The sequence below is a fragment of the Kutzneria sp. NPDC052558 genome (assembly GCF_044547355.1).
In the GTDB taxonomy this organism is placed as follows: domain Bacteria; phylum Actinomycetota; class Actinomycetes; order Mycobacteriales; family Pseudonocardiaceae; genus Kutzneria.
In genome coordinates this window covers 430,910-448,740 of sequence record NZ_JBIUAG010000002.1, presented here as the reverse complement: position 1 = coordinate 448,740, position 17,831 = coordinate 430,910, and the positions used below count along the sequence as shown (strand labels likewise).

Annotated in this window: 17 protein-coding genes; 12 read left to right on the top strand and 5 right to left on the bottom strand. The window is 70.0% G+C overall.

The features are described 5' to 3' along the window. Positions 1 to 32 precede the first annotated feature (32 nt). From ACIG5F_RS05130 to ACIG5F_RS05120, 3 genes are read right to left on the bottom strand one after another with little or no spacing between them, the layout of a single operon-like run. Positions 33 to 1,460, bottom strand: a complete 1,428-nt coding sequence (locus tag ACIG5F_RS05130) for a benzaldehyde dehydrogenase (protein WP_396516090.1) — start codon at positions 1,458 to 1,460, stop codon at positions 33 to 35. Beyond that, positions 1,460 to 1,891, bottom strand: coding sequence for a hypothetical protein (locus ACIG5F_RS05125; RefSeq protein WP_396516089.1), 432 nt, complete (start codon positions 1,889 to 1,891; stop codon positions 1,460 to 1,462). The genes ACIG5F_RS05130 and ACIG5F_RS05125 overlap by 1 nt, the downstream gene beginning before the upstream one ends. Then, positions 1,888 to 3,489, bottom strand: coding sequence for a GMC family oxidoreductase (locus ACIG5F_RS05120; protein WP_396516088.1), 1,602 nt, complete (start codon positions 3,487 to 3,489; stop codon positions 1,888 to 1,890). The genes ACIG5F_RS05125 and ACIG5F_RS05120 overlap by 4 nt, the downstream gene beginning before the upstream one ends. Before the next feature lie 366 nt (positions 3,490 to 3,855). Here ACIG5F_RS05120 and ACIG5F_RS05115 point away from each other — a divergent pair, with 366 nt between their 5' ends. Then, a complete protein-coding gene (locus ACIG5F_RS05115) occupies positions 3,856 to 5,346 on the top strand; it encodes a glycoside hydrolase family 28 protein (protein WP_396516087.1) in 1,491 nt (496 codons plus the stop codon). Positions 5,347 to 5,422: 76 nt separating this feature from the next. Here the strand turns inward: ACIG5F_RS05115 and ACIG5F_RS05110 are convergent, their stop codons facing one another. Continuing rightward, positions 5,423 to 5,854: a nitroreductase family deazaflavin-dependent oxidoreductase gene (locus tag ACIG5F_RS05110; protein ID WP_396516380.1), complete on the bottom strand. Its 432-nt coding sequence runs from the start codon at positions 5,852 to 5,854 to the stop codon at positions 5,423 to 5,425. A 125-nt stretch (positions 5,855 to 5,979) separates the two neighbouring features. Here ACIG5F_RS05110 and ACIG5F_RS05105 point away from each other — a divergent pair, with 125 nt between their 5' ends. The 11 genes from ACIG5F_RS05105 to ACIG5F_RS05055 all read left to right on the top strand — a co-directional run bounded on the left by ACIG5F_RS05105 (position 5,980) and on the right by ACIG5F_RS05055 (position 16,685). Continuing rightward, positions 5,980 to 6,681: a TetR/AcrR family transcriptional regulator gene (locus tag ACIG5F_RS05105; RefSeq protein ID WP_396516086.1), complete on the top strand. Its 702-nt coding sequence runs from the start codon at positions 5,980 to 5,982 to the stop codon at positions 6,679 to 6,681. Then, positions 6,678 to 7,088: a TIGR03668 family PPOX class F420-dependent oxidoreductase gene (locus ACIG5F_RS05100; RefSeq protein ID WP_396516085.1), complete on the top strand. Its 411-nt coding sequence runs from the start codon at positions 6,678 to 6,680 to the stop codon at positions 7,086 to 7,088. Before ACIG5F_RS05105 ends, ACIG5F_RS05100 begins: the two co-directional genes overlap by 4 nt. A gap of 340 nt (positions 7,089 to 7,428) precedes the next feature. Then, a complete protein-coding gene (locus tag ACIG5F_RS05095; protein ID WP_396516084.1) occupies positions 7,429 to 8,025 on the top strand; it encodes a response regulator transcription factor in 597 nt (198 codons plus the stop codon). A gap of 304 nt (positions 8,026 to 8,329) precedes the next feature. Then, a complete protein-coding gene (locus ACIG5F_RS05090) occupies positions 8,330 to 9,556 on the top strand; it encodes a class I SAM-dependent methyltransferase (protein WP_396516083.1) in 1,227 nt (408 codons plus the stop codon). Beyond that, positions 9,553 to 10,329, top strand: a complete 777-nt coding sequence (locus ACIG5F_RS05085; RefSeq protein WP_396516082.1) for a sugar phosphate nucleotidyltransferase — start codon at positions 9,553 to 9,555, stop codon at positions 10,327 to 10,329. The genes ACIG5F_RS05090 and ACIG5F_RS05085 overlap by 4 nt, the downstream gene beginning before the upstream one ends. Next, positions 10,326 to 10,976 carry a PIG-L deacetylase family protein gene (locus tag ACIG5F_RS05080; protein WP_396516081.1) on the top strand — a complete coding sequence of 217 codons (651 nt, stop codon included), beginning with the start codon at positions 10,326 to 10,328 and terminating at the stop codon, positions 10,974 to 10,976. The genes ACIG5F_RS05085 and ACIG5F_RS05080 overlap by 4 nt, the downstream gene beginning before the upstream one ends. A gap of 5 nt (positions 10,977 to 10,981) precedes the next feature. Beyond that, complete coding sequence (locus tag ACIG5F_RS05075; protein WP_396516080.1) at positions 10,982 to 12,007, top strand: NAD-dependent epimerase/dehydratase family protein; 1,026 nt, start codon at positions 10,982 to 10,984, stop codon at positions 12,005 to 12,007. After that, positions 12,004 to 13,257 carry a DUF4910 domain-containing protein gene (locus ACIG5F_RS05070; RefSeq protein ID WP_396516079.1) on the top strand — a complete coding sequence of 418 codons (1,254 nt, stop codon included), beginning with the start codon at positions 12,004 to 12,006 and terminating at the stop codon, positions 13,255 to 13,257. The genes ACIG5F_RS05075 and ACIG5F_RS05070 overlap by 4 nt, the downstream gene beginning before the upstream one ends. An 8-nt stretch (positions 13,258 to 13,265) precedes the next feature. After that, positions 13,266 to 14,258: a hypothetical protein gene (locus ACIG5F_RS05065; RefSeq protein ID WP_396516078.1), complete on the top strand. Its 993-nt coding sequence runs from the start codon at positions 13,266 to 13,268 to the stop codon at positions 14,256 to 14,258. Continuing rightward, on the top strand, positions 14,245 to 15,792 hold the full coding sequence (locus ACIG5F_RS05060) for an oligosaccharide flippase family protein (RefSeq protein ID WP_396516077.1): 1,548 nt from the start codon (positions 14,245 to 14,247) through the stop codon (positions 15,790 to 15,792). The genes ACIG5F_RS05065 and ACIG5F_RS05060 overlap by 14 nt, the downstream gene beginning before the upstream one ends. A 14-nt stretch (positions 15,793 to 15,806) precedes the next feature. Next, positions 15,807 to 16,685: a glycosyltransferase family 2 protein gene (locus tag ACIG5F_RS05055; RefSeq protein ID WP_396516076.1), complete on the top strand. Its 879-nt coding sequence runs from the start codon at positions 15,807 to 15,809 to the stop codon at positions 16,683 to 16,685. Here the strand turns inward: ACIG5F_RS05055 and ACIG5F_RS05050 are convergent. Next, a complete protein-coding gene (locus tag ACIG5F_RS05050; RefSeq protein ID WP_396516075.1) occupies positions 16,682 to 17,812 on the bottom strand; it encodes an acyltransferase family protein in 1,131 nt (376 codons plus the stop codon). The two genes, ACIG5F_RS05055 and ACIG5F_RS05050, sit on opposite strands and share 4 nt — an antisense overlap. Positions 17,813 to 17,831: the final 19 nt, after the last annotated feature.

Below are 17,831 nucleotides of genomic sequence, written 5' to 3'. Positions count from 1 at the left end.
TCAGGAAGGGCCCCTTCATGACACCAGACGGGCTAGAAGGGGTAGGCGGGTGGGGTGTCGCGGACGGTGACCCACTGCCACTGGGTGAACTCCTCCCAGTTGGCCTGGCCGCCGTAGCGGCCGCCGTTGCCGGAGGCGCCGACGCCGCCGAAGGGCACGGTGGGGTCGTCGTTCACGGTGGTGTCGTTGACGTGCACCATGCCGGCCCGCAGGCGCTCGGCCAGCTTCCAGCCACGGAAGGGCTCGGCGGTGAGCACGGAGGCGGTCAGGCCGTAGGCGGTGGCGTTGGCCAGGGCGACGGCCTCGTCCTCGGTGTCGAAGACGGTGACGGGGGCGACCGGGCCGAAGATCTCGTCGGTGAAGGCCGGCATCTCCGGGGTGACGTCGGCGAGAACCGTGGGCGCGTAGAACAGGTTCTCGTGCGTGCCGCCGGCCCGGACGGAGGCGCCGGCCGAGGCCGAGGCCCGCACGATGCGGTCGACGTTGGCCAGCTGGGTGGCGTTGATGATCGGGCCGATCTGGGTGTCGGCGTCGGCCGGATCGCCGACCTTGAGCCTGGCGGCGCGGGCGGCCAGGCGGTCCAGGTACTCGTCGGCCACCTTGCGCTGCACCAGATGCCGACCGGTGGTCAGGCAGATCTGGCCCTGGTGCAGGAAAGAGCCCCAGGCCCCGACCGAGCTGGCCGCGTCCAGGTCGGCGTCGGCCAGCACGATGGTGGCGTTGTTGCCGCCCAGCTCCAGCGACACCTTCTTGACGTGCTCGGCGGCGGTGGCGGCGACGATCTTGCCGGCCCGGGTGGAGCCGGTGAACGAGATCATCGGCACCCGCGGGTCGGCCACCAGCGCCTGACCGGCGTCGGCCTTGCCGGGCAACACTTCCAGCAGCCCGGCCGGCAGCCCGGCCGCCTCGAACAGCCGGGCGATCAGCAGGCCGCCGTAGATCGGGGTCTGGTGGTCGGGCTTGAGCAGCACGGAATTGCCGAGCGCGAGCGCCGGGGCGACGGCCCGCATGGCCAGCACCAGCGGGAAGTTCCACGGCGCGATCACACCCACGGCGCCGAACGGGATCCGCCGGCCGTAGCTCATCCGCCCGGTCGACGGCAGCAGCTGGCCATAGGGCTCGGTGGCCAGCGCGGCGGCGGCGATCAGCTCGCCCCGGGCGGAATGGACCTCGTGCGTGGTCTTGCCGGCGATGGCCCCGCACTCGCGGATGCCCCAGTGGACGAACTCGTCTTCGTGATCGTGGATCAGCTGGGCTGCCCGCAGCAGGATCTCGGCCCGCTCGGCCGGCGCGGTGTCGGCCCACTTCGGTTGCGCGGCAACGCTTCTGGTCACCGCGGCGGCGACGTCCTCGGCGCCGGCCAGCAGGGTCGAGCCGATCACCTTGCCGGTCGCGGGCTCGACGATGTCGACCTGGTCCCCGGTCAGCCCGGCGAACGCCGTCTGGTCGGACACGAGCATCACTGCCTCCGTGACAGGGAGTCGGGGTCTCGGTGCACCGGTCCACGCTCCAGCACGCGGTCGAGCAGGCCCTCGGCCAGATAGGCCGGATAGTCCTCCGGGCGCACCGGAATCGGCTGTTGGCCGGTGTAGCCCAGCAGCCGTTTGACCAGATCGCTGGTGTAGTACGCGCCGGAGACGATCTCCAGCACGGCCTGGTGGGCCCGCGGGTCGAGGTCGGCCAGCAGCCGCAGGGCCGGCCCCGGCGGCTGCTCGCCGGCCAGCGCCCAGGCCCGGTTCAGCGCGCGGGCCAAGTCCGGCCGCACGGCCAGCACCAGGTCCAGCTGGCTGCCGGCCACCCCGACCTCGGTGGCCGCGGGCATGCCGTCGGCCGCCGGGATCAGGTCGTCGGCGACCGCGCCGAGCCAGCTCCGGAGCCTGTCGTCGGTCATCGGGGAGTCCTTTGCTCGCGCCGGTTTTCGATGAGGTGCTCGACGTTGCGCAGCGCCAGCGACACGATGGTGCTGGTCGGGTTGACCGCGCCGGAGGTGACGAACACGCTGCCGTCGGCTATGTAGAGATTGGGCACGTCGTGGGCGCGGCCCCAGCCGTCGACCACCGAAGTCGAGGGATCCTCGCCCATGCGGGCGGTGCCCAGCAGATGCCACCCGGAGAACCGCATCAGCGACTCCACGGCGGTGCGGTGCGCGCCGGCCTCGGCGAACGAGCGCTGGGCCCGTTCGATGTTGAAGTCCAGCAGCCGCCGGGAGTTCTCGCCGACCCGGTAGGTGACCTTGGGCGCGGGAATGCCGGAGGAGTCGGTGAGGCTGTCGTCGATCTCCACCCGGTTGTCCTCGTCGGGCAGGTCCTCGCCGAAGATGCACCAGCTCAGCGAGTGCCCGAGATGGCTGCGCACATGGGCGTGATGTTCCTTGCCCCACACCGAGTTCCCGGCCCGCGAGGGCAGCGCCGCGTTCAGCGGGCCGCCGGTCGGGGCCAGGCTCCACTTCGCGCCGCGCACGAAGTCGCGGTCCGGGTCGGTCTCGTAGAACTCGTAGCTGACGATCTTCGCGCCGACGTGGCCGCCCGCGTCCACCGGCTCGTCGAAGTAGCCGGTGACGTTGGCGAACGGGTGCACCATCAGCCGCCGGCCCACTAATCCGCTGGAATTGGCCAGGCCGTGGGGAAAACGCGGCGACGCGGAGTTGAGCAGGATGCGCGCGGTGCCGACCGAGTTGGCCGCCATGATCACCACGTCGGCCTTGACGATGTCCCAGTTCCCGTCCGGGTCCACGTATTCCGCGCCGATGGCCAGACCCTGGGCGTTGGTGAGGATGCGGGCGACGCGAGCTCCGGTGATCAGCCGTGCGCCGGCCTTGATCGCGTTCGGCCAGTGCGTCACGTCGGTGGACGCCTTGGCCCCCTCCGGGCAGCCCTGCATGCAGGAACCGTAGTGGGCGCAAGCGTTTCGGCCCTGATAGGGGCGGGACAGCACGGCGTTGGGGGCCGGCCACCAGTGCCACTTGAGGCGATCGTGGGCGCGGGCCATGCGCAGCGCGCCGTCGCCGATCGGCAGCGGCGGCAACGGGAACTCGCCGCCCGGCGGCAGCGAGGTGTCGCCGGCCAGGCCGGAGACGCCGAAGGCCCGGTCGGTTCGTTCGTAGAACGGCTGGAGATCGTGGTAGGTCAGCGGCCAGTCGTCGCCGACGCCGTCCAGCGCGTGGGTGCGGAAGTCCGAGGGCAGCAGGCGGGGCCAGTCCGCCGCGTACAGCACCATACTGCCGCCGACGCCGTTGTACATCAGCGTCGCGATGTCGGAACTGGTTTCGTTGACCGGGTAGTCCTCCGGCCGGCCGCGCAGCGTCGGATTGCCGCCCCAGCCGCCGCGCGCCTCCAGCTCGTAGGTCGGCCGCAGGGCCGGGAAGTCGGTCCGGTCCGGCCAGTGGCCCTGTTCCAGGCAGACCACGTCGAAGCCGGCTTCGGCCAGCGCGCCGGTGACCACGCCGCCGGAGGCTCCGGCCCCCACCACGAGCACATCCGCGTGTTCCACGGTCCTCCCCACGCCCTGGGAAAGCGCTTTCCCTGCAACCTATCCCGCCGTCCGACCGACGGCAAGACGGCCACCCTACCGGTGATCAAGCTTCCCGAACGCGCCGTGTTCATGCCGCGCGTTCCGCGCGGGCATCGGCCCCTTTGGGGCCGATGCCTCACCCTTGCTGGATTGAGAGCGCCGCATCGGCTAGGTGGTGGCGCGCGTTGGGTGGCGGCGCTCGAAATCCACCAACCGGGTGAAGCATCGGCGGGGCCTCGCGCTCTCCTGTCTTGGCGGCCCTTGACTCCGCGCGTTCGGCGCTTCTAGTCTGGCCGGGCCGCCGCGATGTAAACGTTTACATTTCCTCGTCCCTGGGAGGATAGCGTGCGCTACGCAGTGTTGCGGAGAACGGCCCTGTTGCCGGCCGTCGCGGTGGCCGGGATCGTCGTGTTCTGCGCCGGAGGCGCCGCGGCGGCCACGGTCCAGCCGCACGCGACCACCTTCAACGTCAAGGACTACGGGGCCAAGGCCGACGGCAAGACCAACGCCGCCGCGTCGTTCGACAAGGCCATCGACGCGGCGAACAAGGCCGGCGGCGGCATTGTCGAGGTGCCCTCGGGCAGCTATCTGTCGTCCAGCACCGTGCATCTCAAGAGCAACGTCACCATCCAGCTGGACGCCGGCTCGACCATCACCGGGGCCTCCTCCGGCTACGACAAGCCCGAGTCCAACCCCAACGACAAGTACCAGGACTACGGGCACAGCCACTTCCACAACGCCATGTTCTACGGCGACGGCCTGACCAACATCGGCTTCACCGGCGCCGGCACCATCGACGGCGGCGGCCATCTGATCACCGGCAACCCGAAGTCAGGCCAGGCCGACAAGATCATCTCACTGACCCGGTGCGCCAACCTCACGCTGTCCGGCGTCACCCTCAAGCGCGGCGGTCACTTCGCGGCGCTGATCAACGGCTGCGACCACGTGGTGTCCGACCATCTGACGATCTCCACCGCCGGCGACCGGGACGGCTGGAACATCATCAGCACCACGAACGTGACGATCACCAACATCACCGACGCCGCCAACGACGACGCCCTGGTGTTCAAGAGCGACTGGGCCCTGGGCAAGACGCTGCCCAACGGCCACGTCACCGTGACCAACGCCAAGCTGTCGGCCGGCTGCTGCAACGCCCTCATGTTCGGGTCCGAGACCTGCGGCGACTTCACCGACTACCAGTTCTCGCACATCACCATCACCGGCGCCGGCAAGTCCGGGCTGGGCCTGGTGTCCATGGACGGCGCGCACATCAGCAACGTGCACTACGACGACATCACCATGTCCAACACCCAGTCCCCGATCATGCAGAAGATCGGCACCCGCAAGCGCTGCGGCGGCAGCCCCGGGGTCGGCAGCATCAGCGACATCCACTACAGCAACATCACCGGCACCAAGGCCGGCAAGTTCAGCCCGACCCTGTGGGGCGAGTCCGGGCACGCGATCAGCGACGTCACCTTCGACAACGTGCACCTGGACCTGCCCGGCGGCAGCGGCTCCGTGTCCAGCGGCGTGCCCAGCAACAGCGGCTCCGACTACAACCCCAACAGCATCGGCACCCGGCCGGCGTACGGGTTCTACCTGCACAACGTCTCCGGCATCACCTTCACCAACAGCGGCTTCACGTTCGACAAGTCCGACTCGCGGCCGGCCATCATCGCCAACGCCGCCACCGGCCTGACCCTGGACCACGTGACCGCGCAGGCCGGCAAGGCCGACTACGACCTGGGCCTGCAGCAGGTCAGCGGCTACTGCCTGACCGGCGGCACCACACTGCGCCTGAGCAACTCCGGCTCCACCGAAAAGTGCTCCAGCTGACCGGTTCCCGGTGTGGAAGGGGGCTTTCCTCCACTCCGAGTGGAGGAAAGCCCCCTTCCAAGCGCCGGGGGCGGGGTCAGATGCGGAAGACGGGGTAGCCGGGGGCGATCTCCAGGAGCTGGGCGTCGGTGGCGGTGTGGTCGATGCCGTCGAAGAAGACGCCGACCTCGAACTTCCAGCGCTTGAGGTAGGCGCGCAGGATGGCCGGCTTGTCGGCGTCGGCGAGCTCGGTGGGGACGAAGGTCTCGACGCGGCGGCCGAGGCGGAGCTGGCCGGCGCCGGTGGCGCGGAGGTTGCGGACCCACTGGGTGTGGCCGCGAGGGGCGACGAGGTAGCGAACGCCGTCGATGGTGAGCAGGTTGACGGGGGTGGTGCGCCACTCGCCGGACTTGCGGCCGCGGACGGCGAGCACCCGGCTGCCCCACACGCTGACGCCGAGTCGGGTCAGGCCGGCGACCACGCGGTTGAACAGGGTCGTCGCGTGCTTGGGCTGGATGTAGCGGGTCATGGTGGTCATCTGCCTTCTCCGATTCGAGAGCGGTGCTCTTGCTTGAGAACAGTGAACACGGATCGGTGCGCGCAGTCAAGAGCGGTGCTCTCGAAAATGGGCGCTGCTCTGATAGGGTGCGTAGCGTGAACGCTGGACGGACGGCGCGTGATCGCGCCCGGGCGGAGCTGACCGCGGAGATCAAGGACGAGGCCCGGCGGCAGCTGGCGGTGGCCGGCGCGGACGGCCTGTCGCTTAGGGCGGTGGCCCGCGCGCTGGGCATGGTCAGCTCGGCCCTCTACCGCTACTACCCGAGCAAGGACGACCTGCTCACGGCCTTGATCATCGACGCGTATCGGTCGCTCGGGGAGGCGGCGACGGCGGCCGACCGGCGGCTGCCGGAGCGGGACCTGCGCGGCCGCTGGCAGGCGGTCTGCCGCTCGGTGCGCGACTGGGCCCGGGACAACCGGCACGAGTACGCCCTCATCTACGGCTCGCCGGTGCCGGGCTACCGAGCCCCGGAGGCGACCATCGTCGAGGCGCAGAAGGTGCCACTGGTCATGGTCAACGTGCTGCGGGCGGCCTGGGCGGAGGGCACGCTGCGGCCGGCGCGCGACGCCGGCGTGCTGTCCGACGGCCTGGCCGAGCAGTGCCGCGCGGTGACCGAGGTGGTGGCCCCGGAGCTGCCGCCGGAGATCATGGCCCGGGCGATCGTGGCCTGGACCCAGCTGTTCGGCATGGTCAGCTTCGAGCTCTTCGGCCAGTTGGTGGGCAGCGTGGACCCGGCGGACGAGTTCTTCGCGTACGCGGTCGAGGTGCTGGCCGATCTGGTCGGCATGCCGTCATGAGTCTGGAACGGGTGGCGGCGGCGAGGGTTGCTCGACTGGCGACCGTCGGCGCCGACGGCCGGCCGCATCTGGTGCCGGTGACCTTCGCCTTGCGGGGCCGGGTGGTGGTGATCGCCGTCGACCACAAGCCGAAGACCACGACCACGCTGCGGCGGCTGCGCAACATTCGGGAGAACGACCAGGTCAGCCTGCTCGTCGACCACTACGAGGAGGACTGGCGACGGCTGTGGTGGGTGCGGGTGGACGGCGTCGCGCGGGTGCTGACCGAGCAGGCGCAACGGCGTGAACCTGTGTCCTGGCTGTGTGAGAAATATGCGCAGTACCGCGAACGGCCGCCGACCGGGCCGGTGATCCGGATCGACGTGGTCACGGATGTGAACTGGGGCGCCGAGAACGCATTCCCGTGATTGGAGTGACCAAGGCCACTGTGGACGCGGATAGCGGTCGAACCAACCGTCAAACACCGTTGTCGCGCATGGTGAAACGTGTTGCGCCGTCAACGAACGTCGTTCGAAGACCGGCCCGAAACCGCTTCCACCTGCGCGCATGATCCGTTGAAGATCGAGAACAGAACTGGGAAAAGTCCTGGAACCGGTACCGCGGGGGTTGATTCGACCCGATGTCCGGTGTGAGGTGGGAGTGTCCTCACGCTGTCGGCACGCCCTTATAGATGCCTCTGTGAACAACTTCTGGAGACGGGGCGAGTTACCTCCTGCATACCGTGAAGCAAGTCGGTCGGGAGGACCCATGGCGCGGGTGAGGGTGTTCGTACAGGCGGGAGATCCGATCTCCGCGGTCGGCCTGGCCAGTTACATCAGGGCGCAGCCCGGCATGCTGGTGGTGCCCAGCCGGCTGCCGGCGGACGCCGACGTGGCGCTCACGGTCACCGACCGGGTCAACGCCGACTTCATCGGCGCGCTCACCAAGGCCGCCCAGGCGGCCCCGCTGCCCACCGTGGTGGCCACCGACAACGTCGACCCCGAACAGGCGCCGTCGCTGCACCGGTGTCGGGTCGTCGCCCTGCTGCCGCGGTCCGCGGCGACCAGCAGCCGGCTGGCCGGCGCGGTGATGGAGGCGGCCACCGGCGTCTCGGCGCCGAGCCTGGCCGAGCAGGCCGAGAACCTGCGCCGGGAGATCGCCGGCCCGGACGGCGCGATGCTCGCCCCGCGCGAGCTGACCGTGCTGCAACTGATGGCCGACGGGCACGACACGCCCGAGATCGCCGACATCATGGCCTGCTCCGACCGGATGGTGAAGAGCATCATCCTCAGCGCGACCAAGCGCTTCAACGTGCACAACCGCGTGCACGCGGTGGCCTGCGCCCTTCGAGCGGGTTTGATCTAGGGGCCGGTCTCGTCCGACCTGAGCCAGACTCATCTCGCGCGGGCGTCACGCGCGGTCCCCACCCGGTTCCGCCACACCGAGTGGGGTCCCCGTGTGACGCCCGTTTCGCGTATCCGGCCGCGACCCGCGCTCGTTGGTTCCAACGAAGGTGTTGAAGGGCTACGCCGAACGGGCTAGTGGTTGGCGTGGCGGGCCGTTCCCCGCTTCCGCGCCCCGGTAACACCCGGTGTGCACGAAGCGAATCAGGGTACGGCGACGCCGATCGGGCGTCGCGCTGGCGAAAATCTCGCGGGGAGCGTGGCGGATGGCGGTCTGTCGGCTGTGTGGCTCGACGAGCCTGGAAGGCGTGGTCGACCTCGGCGCGACGCCGCCGTGTGAACGCTTCCTCACCGCCGAGCAGCTGGCAGAGCCCGAGGTGACCTACCCGCTGCACCTGCGGGTGTGCACCCAGTGCTGGCTGGCCCAGATCCCGCCGCTGATCACTCCCGAGGACACCTTCACCGAGTACGCGTACTTCTCCTCGTACTCGACGTCCTGGGTGGAGCACGCCAAGCGGTTCGTGGACGGCGCGGTCGAGCGGCTCGGCCTGGACTCCGACTCCTTCGTGGTCGAGGTGGCCAGCAACGACGGATACCTGCTCCAGCACATGGTCGCGCGGTGGATCCGCTGCCTGGGCGTGGAACCCTCGGTCAACGTGGGGCAGGCCGCCCGGGAGAAGGGCGTGCCGACGCGGACCGCGTTCCTCACGCCCGACAGCGGTGCGCAGGTGCGTGACGAACACGGGCCGGCGAACCTGGTGGTGGCCAACAACGTCTACGCGCACATCCCCGACGTGATCGGGTTCACCAAGGGGCTGCGCAATCTGGTCGCCGACGACGGCTGGGTGTCCATCGAGGTGCAGCATCTGCTGACCCTGATGGAGCTCAACCAGTACGACACCATCTACCACGAGCACTTCCAGTACTACACGGTCGCTTCCGCCCAGCGGGCGCTGGCCACCGGCGGACTGTCCGTTGTGGACGTGGAGCTGCTGCCCACGCACGGCGGCTCGATCCGCCTGTGGGCGCGGCCGACCGAGGCCGCCGGCGAGCCCAGCGCCCGGGTGCACGACGTGCTGGCCCGGGAGAAGGCGGCCGGTCTGCACGAACTGTCCGGCTACACCGAATTCGCGGCCCAGGTGGCCAAGGTCCGCCGGGATCTGCTGGCGTTTTTGACCAAAGCCGCCGCCGAGGGCAAGACGGTGGTCGGCTACGGCGCGCCGGGCAAGGGAAACACGCTGCTCAACCACTGCGGCATCCGGCCGGACCTGCTGGCGTACACGGTGGACCGCAACCCCTACAAGCACGGCCGGTTCACGCCCGGCACCCGGATCCCGATCCTGCCGCCCGAGCGGATCGCCGAGGACCGTCCCGACTACGTGCTGGTGCTGCCCTGGAACCTGCGCGACGAGCTGGTCGAGCAGCTGGCCTACGTCCGCGAATGGGGCGGCAGCCTGGTCTTCCCCATCCCCGAACTCGAGGTGAAGTCGTGAAGGTCGTCCTGTTCTGCGGCGGGCACGGCATGCGGATGCGCACCGGCACCTCCGCGGACGTGCCCAAGCCGATGCAGCTGGTCGGGCCGAGACCCCTGATCTGGCACGTGATGCGCTACTACGCCCACTTCGGGCACACCGAGTTCATCCTGTGCCTGGGCTACGGGGCCCACCACATCAAGGACTTCTTCCTGAACTACCAGGAGACCACCTCCAACGACTTCGTGCTGTCGCGGGGCCAGGTGGAAATGCTGTCCACCGACATCTCGGACTGGAAGATCTCGTTCGTGCAGACCGGGATCTCCTCGGCCATCGGCGAGCGGCTGCGCCGGGTGCGGGATTTCCTCGACGGCGACGAGATGTTCCTGGCCAACTACGCCGACGTGCTGACCGACGCGCCGCTGCCGGAGATCATCGAGCGGTTCCGGAACTCCGACGCGGGCGCGGCCATGATGGTGGTGCCGCCGCCGGGCAGCTTCCACTGCGTCGAGCTCGGGGCCGGCGGCCTGGTCTCGGGCATCACCCCGGTCAACGAGATGCCGCTGTGGTCCAACGGCGGGTATTTCGTGCTGCGCCAGGATGTTTTCGACCACATCCCGGAGGGCGGCGACCTGGTCGCCGACGGCTGCGTGCAGCTGGCCAAGCAGGGCCGGCTGATGGCCTACCCGCACCGCGGCTACTGGAAGCCCACCGACACGGTGAAGGAACGGGTCGCACTGGACGAGGCCTACTCGCGCGGCGAGCGGCCCTGGGCGCTGTGGGAACGTGAATGATCGCACTCTCGGCCGGGCGCCCGCGCCGTGTCGCCCTGCTCGCCGCCCACTGCGACGACATCGCGATCGGGGCGGGCGGCAGTCTGCTCACCCTGTGCCAGGCCAATCCCGGCATCCAGGTGGACGCGCTCGTGCTGAGCGGCGGCGGAACTCCGCGCGAGGACGAGGAACACGCCGCCCTGGCCGCGTTCTGTCCCGGCGCGCGGCTGAGCGTGACGGTGACGAAGCTGCGCGACGGCCGGCTGCCGGCGCACTGGGACGAAGCCAAGGCGGCGGTGGAGGAACTGCGCTCGCGCACCGACCCCGACCTGATCTTCGCCCCGAACACCGGTGACGCGCACCAGGATCACCGCGGCCTGGCCGAGCTGGTGCCGCAGGTGTTCCGCGACCACCTGGCCCTGGGCTACGAGATCGTCAAGTGGGACGGGGACCTCGGCCGCCCGGCGGTGTACCAGCCGCTGGCCGACGAGATCGCCGAGGCGAAGGTGCGGCTGCTGCACGAGCACTACCCGTCGCAGCGCGAACGTCCCTGGTACGACCGCGAGGCCTTCTTCGGCCTGGCCCGGATCCGGGGCATCGAGTGCAAGGCCCGGTACGCGGAAGCGTTCCACGTCAACAAGTTGACTCTCGACCTGGCTGGAGGATGACCCGGATGCGCGTGCTGCTGACCGGACACCAGGGTTACCTGGGCACTGTGATGGCCCCGGTGCTGGCCGAGGCCGGGCACGAGGTGGTGGGCCTGGACTCCGGCCTGTTCGCGGACTGCGTGCTCGGCGACCAGCCGGCCGACCCGGCCGGCATCGCGGTGGACCTCCGGGACGTCACCGCCGAGCACCTGTCCGATGTGGACGCGGTGATCCACCTGGCCGCGCTGTCCAACGACCCGCTGGGTTCGCTGGCCCCGCAGCTGACCTACGACATCAACCACCACGCCTCGGTCACGCTGGCCCGCCTGGCCAAGGACGCCGGCGTCAAGCGCTACCTGTACGCCTCGACGTGCTCGGTCTACGGCGCGTCCGGCGGCGACGGCCTGGTCGACGAGGACGCTCCGCTGCGCCCGGTGACGCCGTACGCGGAGTCCAAGGTACGGGTCGAGGACGACGTGGCCGAGCTGGCCGACGACGACTTCACGCCGGTGTATCTGCGCAATGCCACCGCTTTCGGCTTCTCGCCCCGGCTGCGCGCGGACATCGTGCTGAACAACCTGGTCGGGCACGCGCACCTGACCGGCCAGGTGCGGGTGCTGTCCGACGGCACCCCGTGGCGGCCTCTGGTGCACGCCAAGGACATCGCGGCCGCGTTCGCCTGCGCCCTGGTCGCGCCCAAGGAATCGGTGCACAACAAGGCGTTCAACGTCGGAGCCGAGCTGAACAACCTGACCGTGGCCGAGATCGCCGGCGAGGTGATCGAGGCGGTGCCCGGCTCCAAGCTGGTGATCACCGGCGAGGCCGGCGCCGACCCGCGGTCCTACCGGGTCGACTTCGCCCGGATCCGGGCGGCCATGCCGGACTTCCACGCCGCCTGGTCGGTCAAGGACGGCGCGGTCGAGCTCTACGAGGCGTACCAGCGCTTCGGGCTCACCGAGCACGACTTCAAGCAGCGCTTCACCCGGCTGGCCCGGCTGTCGGACCGGACCTCGGCGGGCACCCTCGGCCCGGACATGCGGCCGATTCGGTGAAGGAGCTGGTGGAGCGGCTGTTCCCGGTGTGCCGCAGCATCACCGGCAACGGCCTGCGCCGGACGTTGGAGATCATCGGCGAGCAGGTCGAGCTGGCCGTCTCCGAGGTGCCGACCGGGACCGAGGTGCTGGACTGGACCGTGCCCCGGGAGTGGAACATCCGCGACGCCTGGGTGAAGGATCCCAGTGGCCGCAAGGTGATCGACTTCGCGGAGCACAACCTGCACATCGTCGGCTACAGCACGCCGATCCACGCGACGATGCCGCTGGCCGAGCTGCGGGAGCACCTGCACACGCTGCCGGAGCAGCCGACGCTGATCCCGTACCGGACCAGCTACTACGCCGAGCGGTGGGGCTTCTGCCTGCGGCACGACGTGCTGGAGTCGTTGCCGGACGGCGACTACGAGGTGCTCATCGACTCCACGTTGGCGGACGGTCACCTCAGCTACGGCGAGCACGTGGTCCCGGGCGAGCTCACCGACGAGATCATCATCTCGTGCCACATCTGCCATCCCTCGCTGGCCAACGACAACATGGCCGGCGTGGCGGTGGCGGTCGAGCTGGCCAAGCGGCTCGCGGCGGGGAAACCCCGGTATACCTACCGGTTCATCTTCGCGCCGGGCACGATCGGGGCGATCACCTGGCTGGCCCGCAACTTCGAGCGGGTGGACCGCATCCACGGCGGGCTGACCATCGCCTGCGCCGGCGACCGGGGTTCGGTGACGTACAAGCGAAGCCGCCGCGGCGACGCGCCGATGGACCGGGCGGTCGAGCACGTGCTGCGGGAATCGGGGCGGGAGCACACGATTCTCGACTTCTCGCCGTACGGCTACGACGAGCGCCAGTACTGCTCGCCGGGCTTCAACCTCGGCGTCGGCAGCCTCACCCGCACGCCGTACGCCGGCTACCCCGAGTACCACACCTCCGGCGACAACCCGGACTTCGTCACCGAGGAGTCGATGGCCGACACCCTGGAGACGCTGTGGGCGGCGGTGACCGTGCTGGAGCGCGACCGCCGCTACGTCAACCTGAGCCCATACGGCGAGCCGCAGCTGGGCCGGCGCGGCCTGTACGACTCGCTCGGCGGGCGCAGTGACACGAAACAGGCCCAACTGGCGATGTTGTGGGTGCTGAACCTGTCCGACGGCGAGCACAGCCTGCTGGACGTCGCGCAACGATCCGGATTGCCGTTCGCCACGGTCGCGGACGCGGCCGACGCCCTGCGCGGCGCCGGCCTGGTGAAGGAGTGACACCGAAGATGACCCAGTCCGTGACCACCGCGCCCACCCTCGGCTTACGGGTCGGCGATCTGGTCGAGGTGCGCAGCATCGAGGAGATCCTGGCCACCCTCGACGACCGGGGCGAGCTGGAGAACCTGCCGTTCATGCCGGAGATGGTCCGGTTCTGCGGGCAGCGCATGACCGTGCACAAGGTCGCGCACAAGCTCTGCGACACCATCAGCCGCAGCGGCATCCGCAAGATGGAGAACTCGGTGCACCTGGCCGGGGCCCGCTGCGACGGCTCGGCCCACGGCGGCTGCCAGACCGCGTGCTCCATGTACTGGAAGCAGGCCTGGCTCAAGAAGGTCGAGCCGGGAACTGCGGTGGCGCAGCCGGAGCCGACCGGGCGGATCGACCTGCCGCTGCTGGTGGCCAACACCCACAAGGAGCCCGGGCCGGACGGCGGGGAGCGTTTCTCCTGCCAGGCCACCGAGTTGCTCCGGGCCGCGCCGGTCTGCCTGCCCTTCCGCGACCTCGGCCAGTACGTCGACGACGTCAAGACCGGCAACGTCACCGCCTGGGAGTCGTTCAAGGCCTTCCTGGTCGGCCTGTTCAACCGGCTACAGGACGTCAGCCGCAGCAGGCTGCCGCGCCGGCTGTGGTTCAAGGAGGGCATGCGCTGGGGCTTCATCAAGGGCCAGCCCGGCAAGAAGACGCCGACCGCGCACCTGAACCTGCAACCCGGCGAGCTGGTGCGGGTCAAGAGCAAGGAAGCGATCCTGGCCACCCTCAACGAGGACATGCTCAACCGGGGCATGGGCTTCGAGATCGAGATGGCCCGCTACTGCGGCCAGACCGCGCGGGTGCAGGCCCGGGTGGACAAGTGCCTGGACGAGAAGACCGGCGAGCTGCTGACCATGAAGAGCCCGTGCATCATCCTGGAGGACATCGTCTGCGCCGGGGTGTACAACGCCAGCTGCCCGCGCGAGTTCGTGCCGTTCTGGCGGGAGATCTGGCTTGAGCGAGTCTGAGTTACCGGCGGGGCAGGGGGAATCGGCGCCGGTCGGCACGATCGGCGGGCAGACGGGCGTGGATTCGCCCGCCGAAGGTGGCGAGGCCGCCGCGCCGGTCGGAGCGATCGGTCGCAAGGCCGGGCGGGGCCTGCGCTGGAGCCTGGTCGGCAACCTGGGCACCAAGCTGGGGTCCTTCACCATCGGCCTGATCCTGGCCCGGCTGCTGGCGCCGGCCGACTTCGGCGTGTTCGCGGTGGCCTTGGCGGCCACGGCGTTTGTCATGCACGTCAACGACATCGGCGTGATCGCGGCCGGCGTGCAGTGGCGCGGCAAGCTGGAGGACATGGCGCCGACCGGCACCACGATCGCCATCGCGTTCAGCACGGTCGTCTACGCCGTCTTCTTCTTCGGCGCGCCGGCCTTCGCCGCGCTGGCCGGCGCCCCGGACGCGGCCCCGGTGGTGCGGCTGCTGACCGTGATCATCATCATCGACGGCATCACGTCCTGTCGTAGCGCGGCGCTGATGCGGCGGTTCGAGCAGGACCGGCTGACCAAGGCGACGATGATCGGCATGGCGGCCAACTTCGTGGTCGCGGTTCCGCTGGCGTTCGCCGGGGCCGGGGCCTACAGCTTCGCCGGGGGACAGGTGGCCGGCTGCGTCGTCACCGGGATCCTGGTGTGGCGCATGGGAAACCTGCCGGCTCGGTTGGGCTTCGACCGTGCGGTCGCGCGCAAGCTGCTGAAGTTCGGCATCCCGCTGGCGGCCAGCCTGGGTGTGGAGTCGGTGCTGCTCAACGCCGACTACGTGATCGTCGGCAATGTGCTCGGCGCGACCGCGCTGGGCTACTACCTGTTGGCGTTCAACGTCTCCAACTGGGTGCCGGGCCTGGTCGGCACGGCCGTGCGCTACGTCTCCATCCCCAGTTTCTCCCGGCTGGCCGAGCAGGAACCCGAGGCGCTGGCCGCCGGGGTGCGCAAGTCGGTGCCGGTGCTGGTGTCGGCGATCCTGCCGGTGGCCGCGCTGATGGCGGTGCTCGCCCCGTACATGGTGGTGTTCCTGTACGGCGGCCAGTGGGGGCCGTCGGCGTATGTGTTGCGGTTCCTCACGGTTCTGATGGTCGTGCGCATGCTGACCTCGCTGTCGTTCGACATCCTGACCTCGCTGGGCGCGACCCGCTCGACGGTGGTGCTCAACGCCGGCTGGGCGATCGCGCTGATTCCGGCGCTGTGGTTCGGCACGCACCTGGACGGCATCCGCGGCGCGGCAATCGCCCACGGCATCGTGGCCCTGGTGGTGGCGCTGCCGCTGGCCGTTGGCGCGTTGCACCGGGCCGGCGTGCCGCTGCTTCCGGTGTTGCCGGCCCTGATCCGGCCGGCGGTCGGCGCGGTGCTGTGCACCGGCGCGACTCTGGTCGCCGTGCGTCTGATCGACGGCGGGGTGTTCCTGCACCTGTTCGTGCCCGGATTGGTCGGGTTGCTGGTTTTTGTGCTGACCGTGGTGCCGATCGACCAGTTCCGGCGGCTGCGCACGCGGCTGGCCCGGGCCCGCTGACTGGAGGAGTTGCCATGCCGCTGGTGTCCGTGGGGCTGCCGACCTACAACGGGGTCGAGCGGATCGAGCCGGTGGTGCGCTCGGTGCTCGGCCAGGATCATGCCGACCTGGAGCTGGTGATCAGCGACAACGCCTCCACCGACGGCACCGAGGAGCTGTGCCGGTCGCTGGCGGCCGAGGACTCGCGGATCGTCTACCACCGCAACCCGGTGAACGTGGGGCTGCTCAACAACTTCATCGGCGCGATGCGGCTGGCCCGTGGCGAGTTCTTCCGCTGGGTCGGCGACGATGACTGGCTGGCCCCCGACTGCGTGTCCCGCGGGCTCGACGTGTTCGCCGAGGATCCGCGGCTGATCCTGGTCACCAGCCAGGTCGACTACACCGGCCCGGACGGCCACACCGCGACCGCCCCGTACACCGGAACCGCGCTGCGGTCGGGCGATCCGGTGGTGCGGCTGACCGAGATGCTGCGGCTGCTCAACGAGAGCCACCTGATCATCGATCCGCTGTACGGCATGGTGCGCCGGGCATCCGTGGTCGGCATCGGGCGGCGCAACATGCTGCGCGAGGACGAGGTGTACGCCACCAAGCTGGCGCTGGCCGGGCCCTGGGGCCATGTGCCGGAGGTGCTGGCCAAGCGCAACTGGAAGCACGAGACGCCGGCGATCCTGGCCCGGCGGCTGGACGTGCCGTCGTGGCAGGCGCACTTCGCGACCACCTTGCAGTGCCGGGAGATGGTCGACCACGTGCGGACCGTCGACGGCCTGTCCGAGGACCAGCGCCGCAGGGCGATGCTGGAGATCGGCCGCATGTATGCCAAGCGGCAACGGATCGTGGCCACCAGGCGGGCCCGCAAGCTGGTGCGGCTGGCCCGCGACCTCGTCCCCCGCTAGTCGGCGACCGGGACCGGTTCGGGCTTGGCGGTCAGGGCCGTCCTCAGGGCGGCCCAGCTGCGGTGCTTGACGAAGGGGATCTCGAACAGCGCGGCGAAGCCGCGGGCGAAGGCGACCGTCACCGGCACGCAGATCAGCAGCATCAGGCCGAAGGCGACCATGCCGGCGCCGAGCAGCGGGCCGACCACGAACGTGTAGACCACGACGACGATCGGCGCATGCGTGAGGTACAGGCTGTAGGAGAACGAGCCGAGGCTGCGCATCGGACGGGTGTCGAGCAGGCGCACCAAGGGTTTCGGCTGCCTTGTGGCCACGGCGACCAGCAGCAGCGCCACGGCCGGGCCGGCGGCCAGGTCGACCCAGAGGAAGTTGCTGGTGGTCCAGACCGGGCCCATCACGGCGATCAGCGCCACAACCGGCACCGCGGCGGCGAAGGCCCACCACTGCCAGTGCACGCGCCGCCACTTCTCGCTCGCCTGAACGATTCCGGCCGCGACCACGCCGGCGGCGAACAAGGCGGCGAACTGGGGCGTGAACCGCATCAAAGCGTCCACAGCGGACACATGCGGCGCCAGCGCGCCGATCAGCACCACGACCGCCGTTGCCGCGCCGAGCATCACCGCCGCGCCGAAGCGCCGCAGCGCGAGCAGCATGAGCGGGAACACGAAATACAGCTGCGCCTCCACGGCGATGGACCAGAACGCGCCGTTGGGGCTGGGCGAGCCGAACACGTCCTGCAAGAGCAGGCCGTACACCACAACGGACTTCCCGGTCGGCACACCCTCGCCGGGCTGGGGGACCAGCGTCCACGCGATCACCAGGCTGAACAGCAGCGCCGGCCAGTACGGCGGCAGGATCCGCCAGGCCCGCCTGCGCGCGAACTTCGCCTTGCCGTCCAGCCGCCAGCCGTTGCGCGCGGGCGAGACCGCCAGCGAGAAACCGGACAGCACGATGAACACCACCACCGCGAAATGCCCATACAGCAGGAAACTCGTCCAAGCGGGCGCGTGCAGGACCGGAAAACCGGGAAACGCCATCAGGTAGCTGTGGTGCAGCACCACGAACAGCGCCGCCAGTCCCCGGATGCCGTCCAGCCCGACGAGCCGCGGGCGGGCAGGTGAGTCCATGCCCCTCACATCGCGCGCG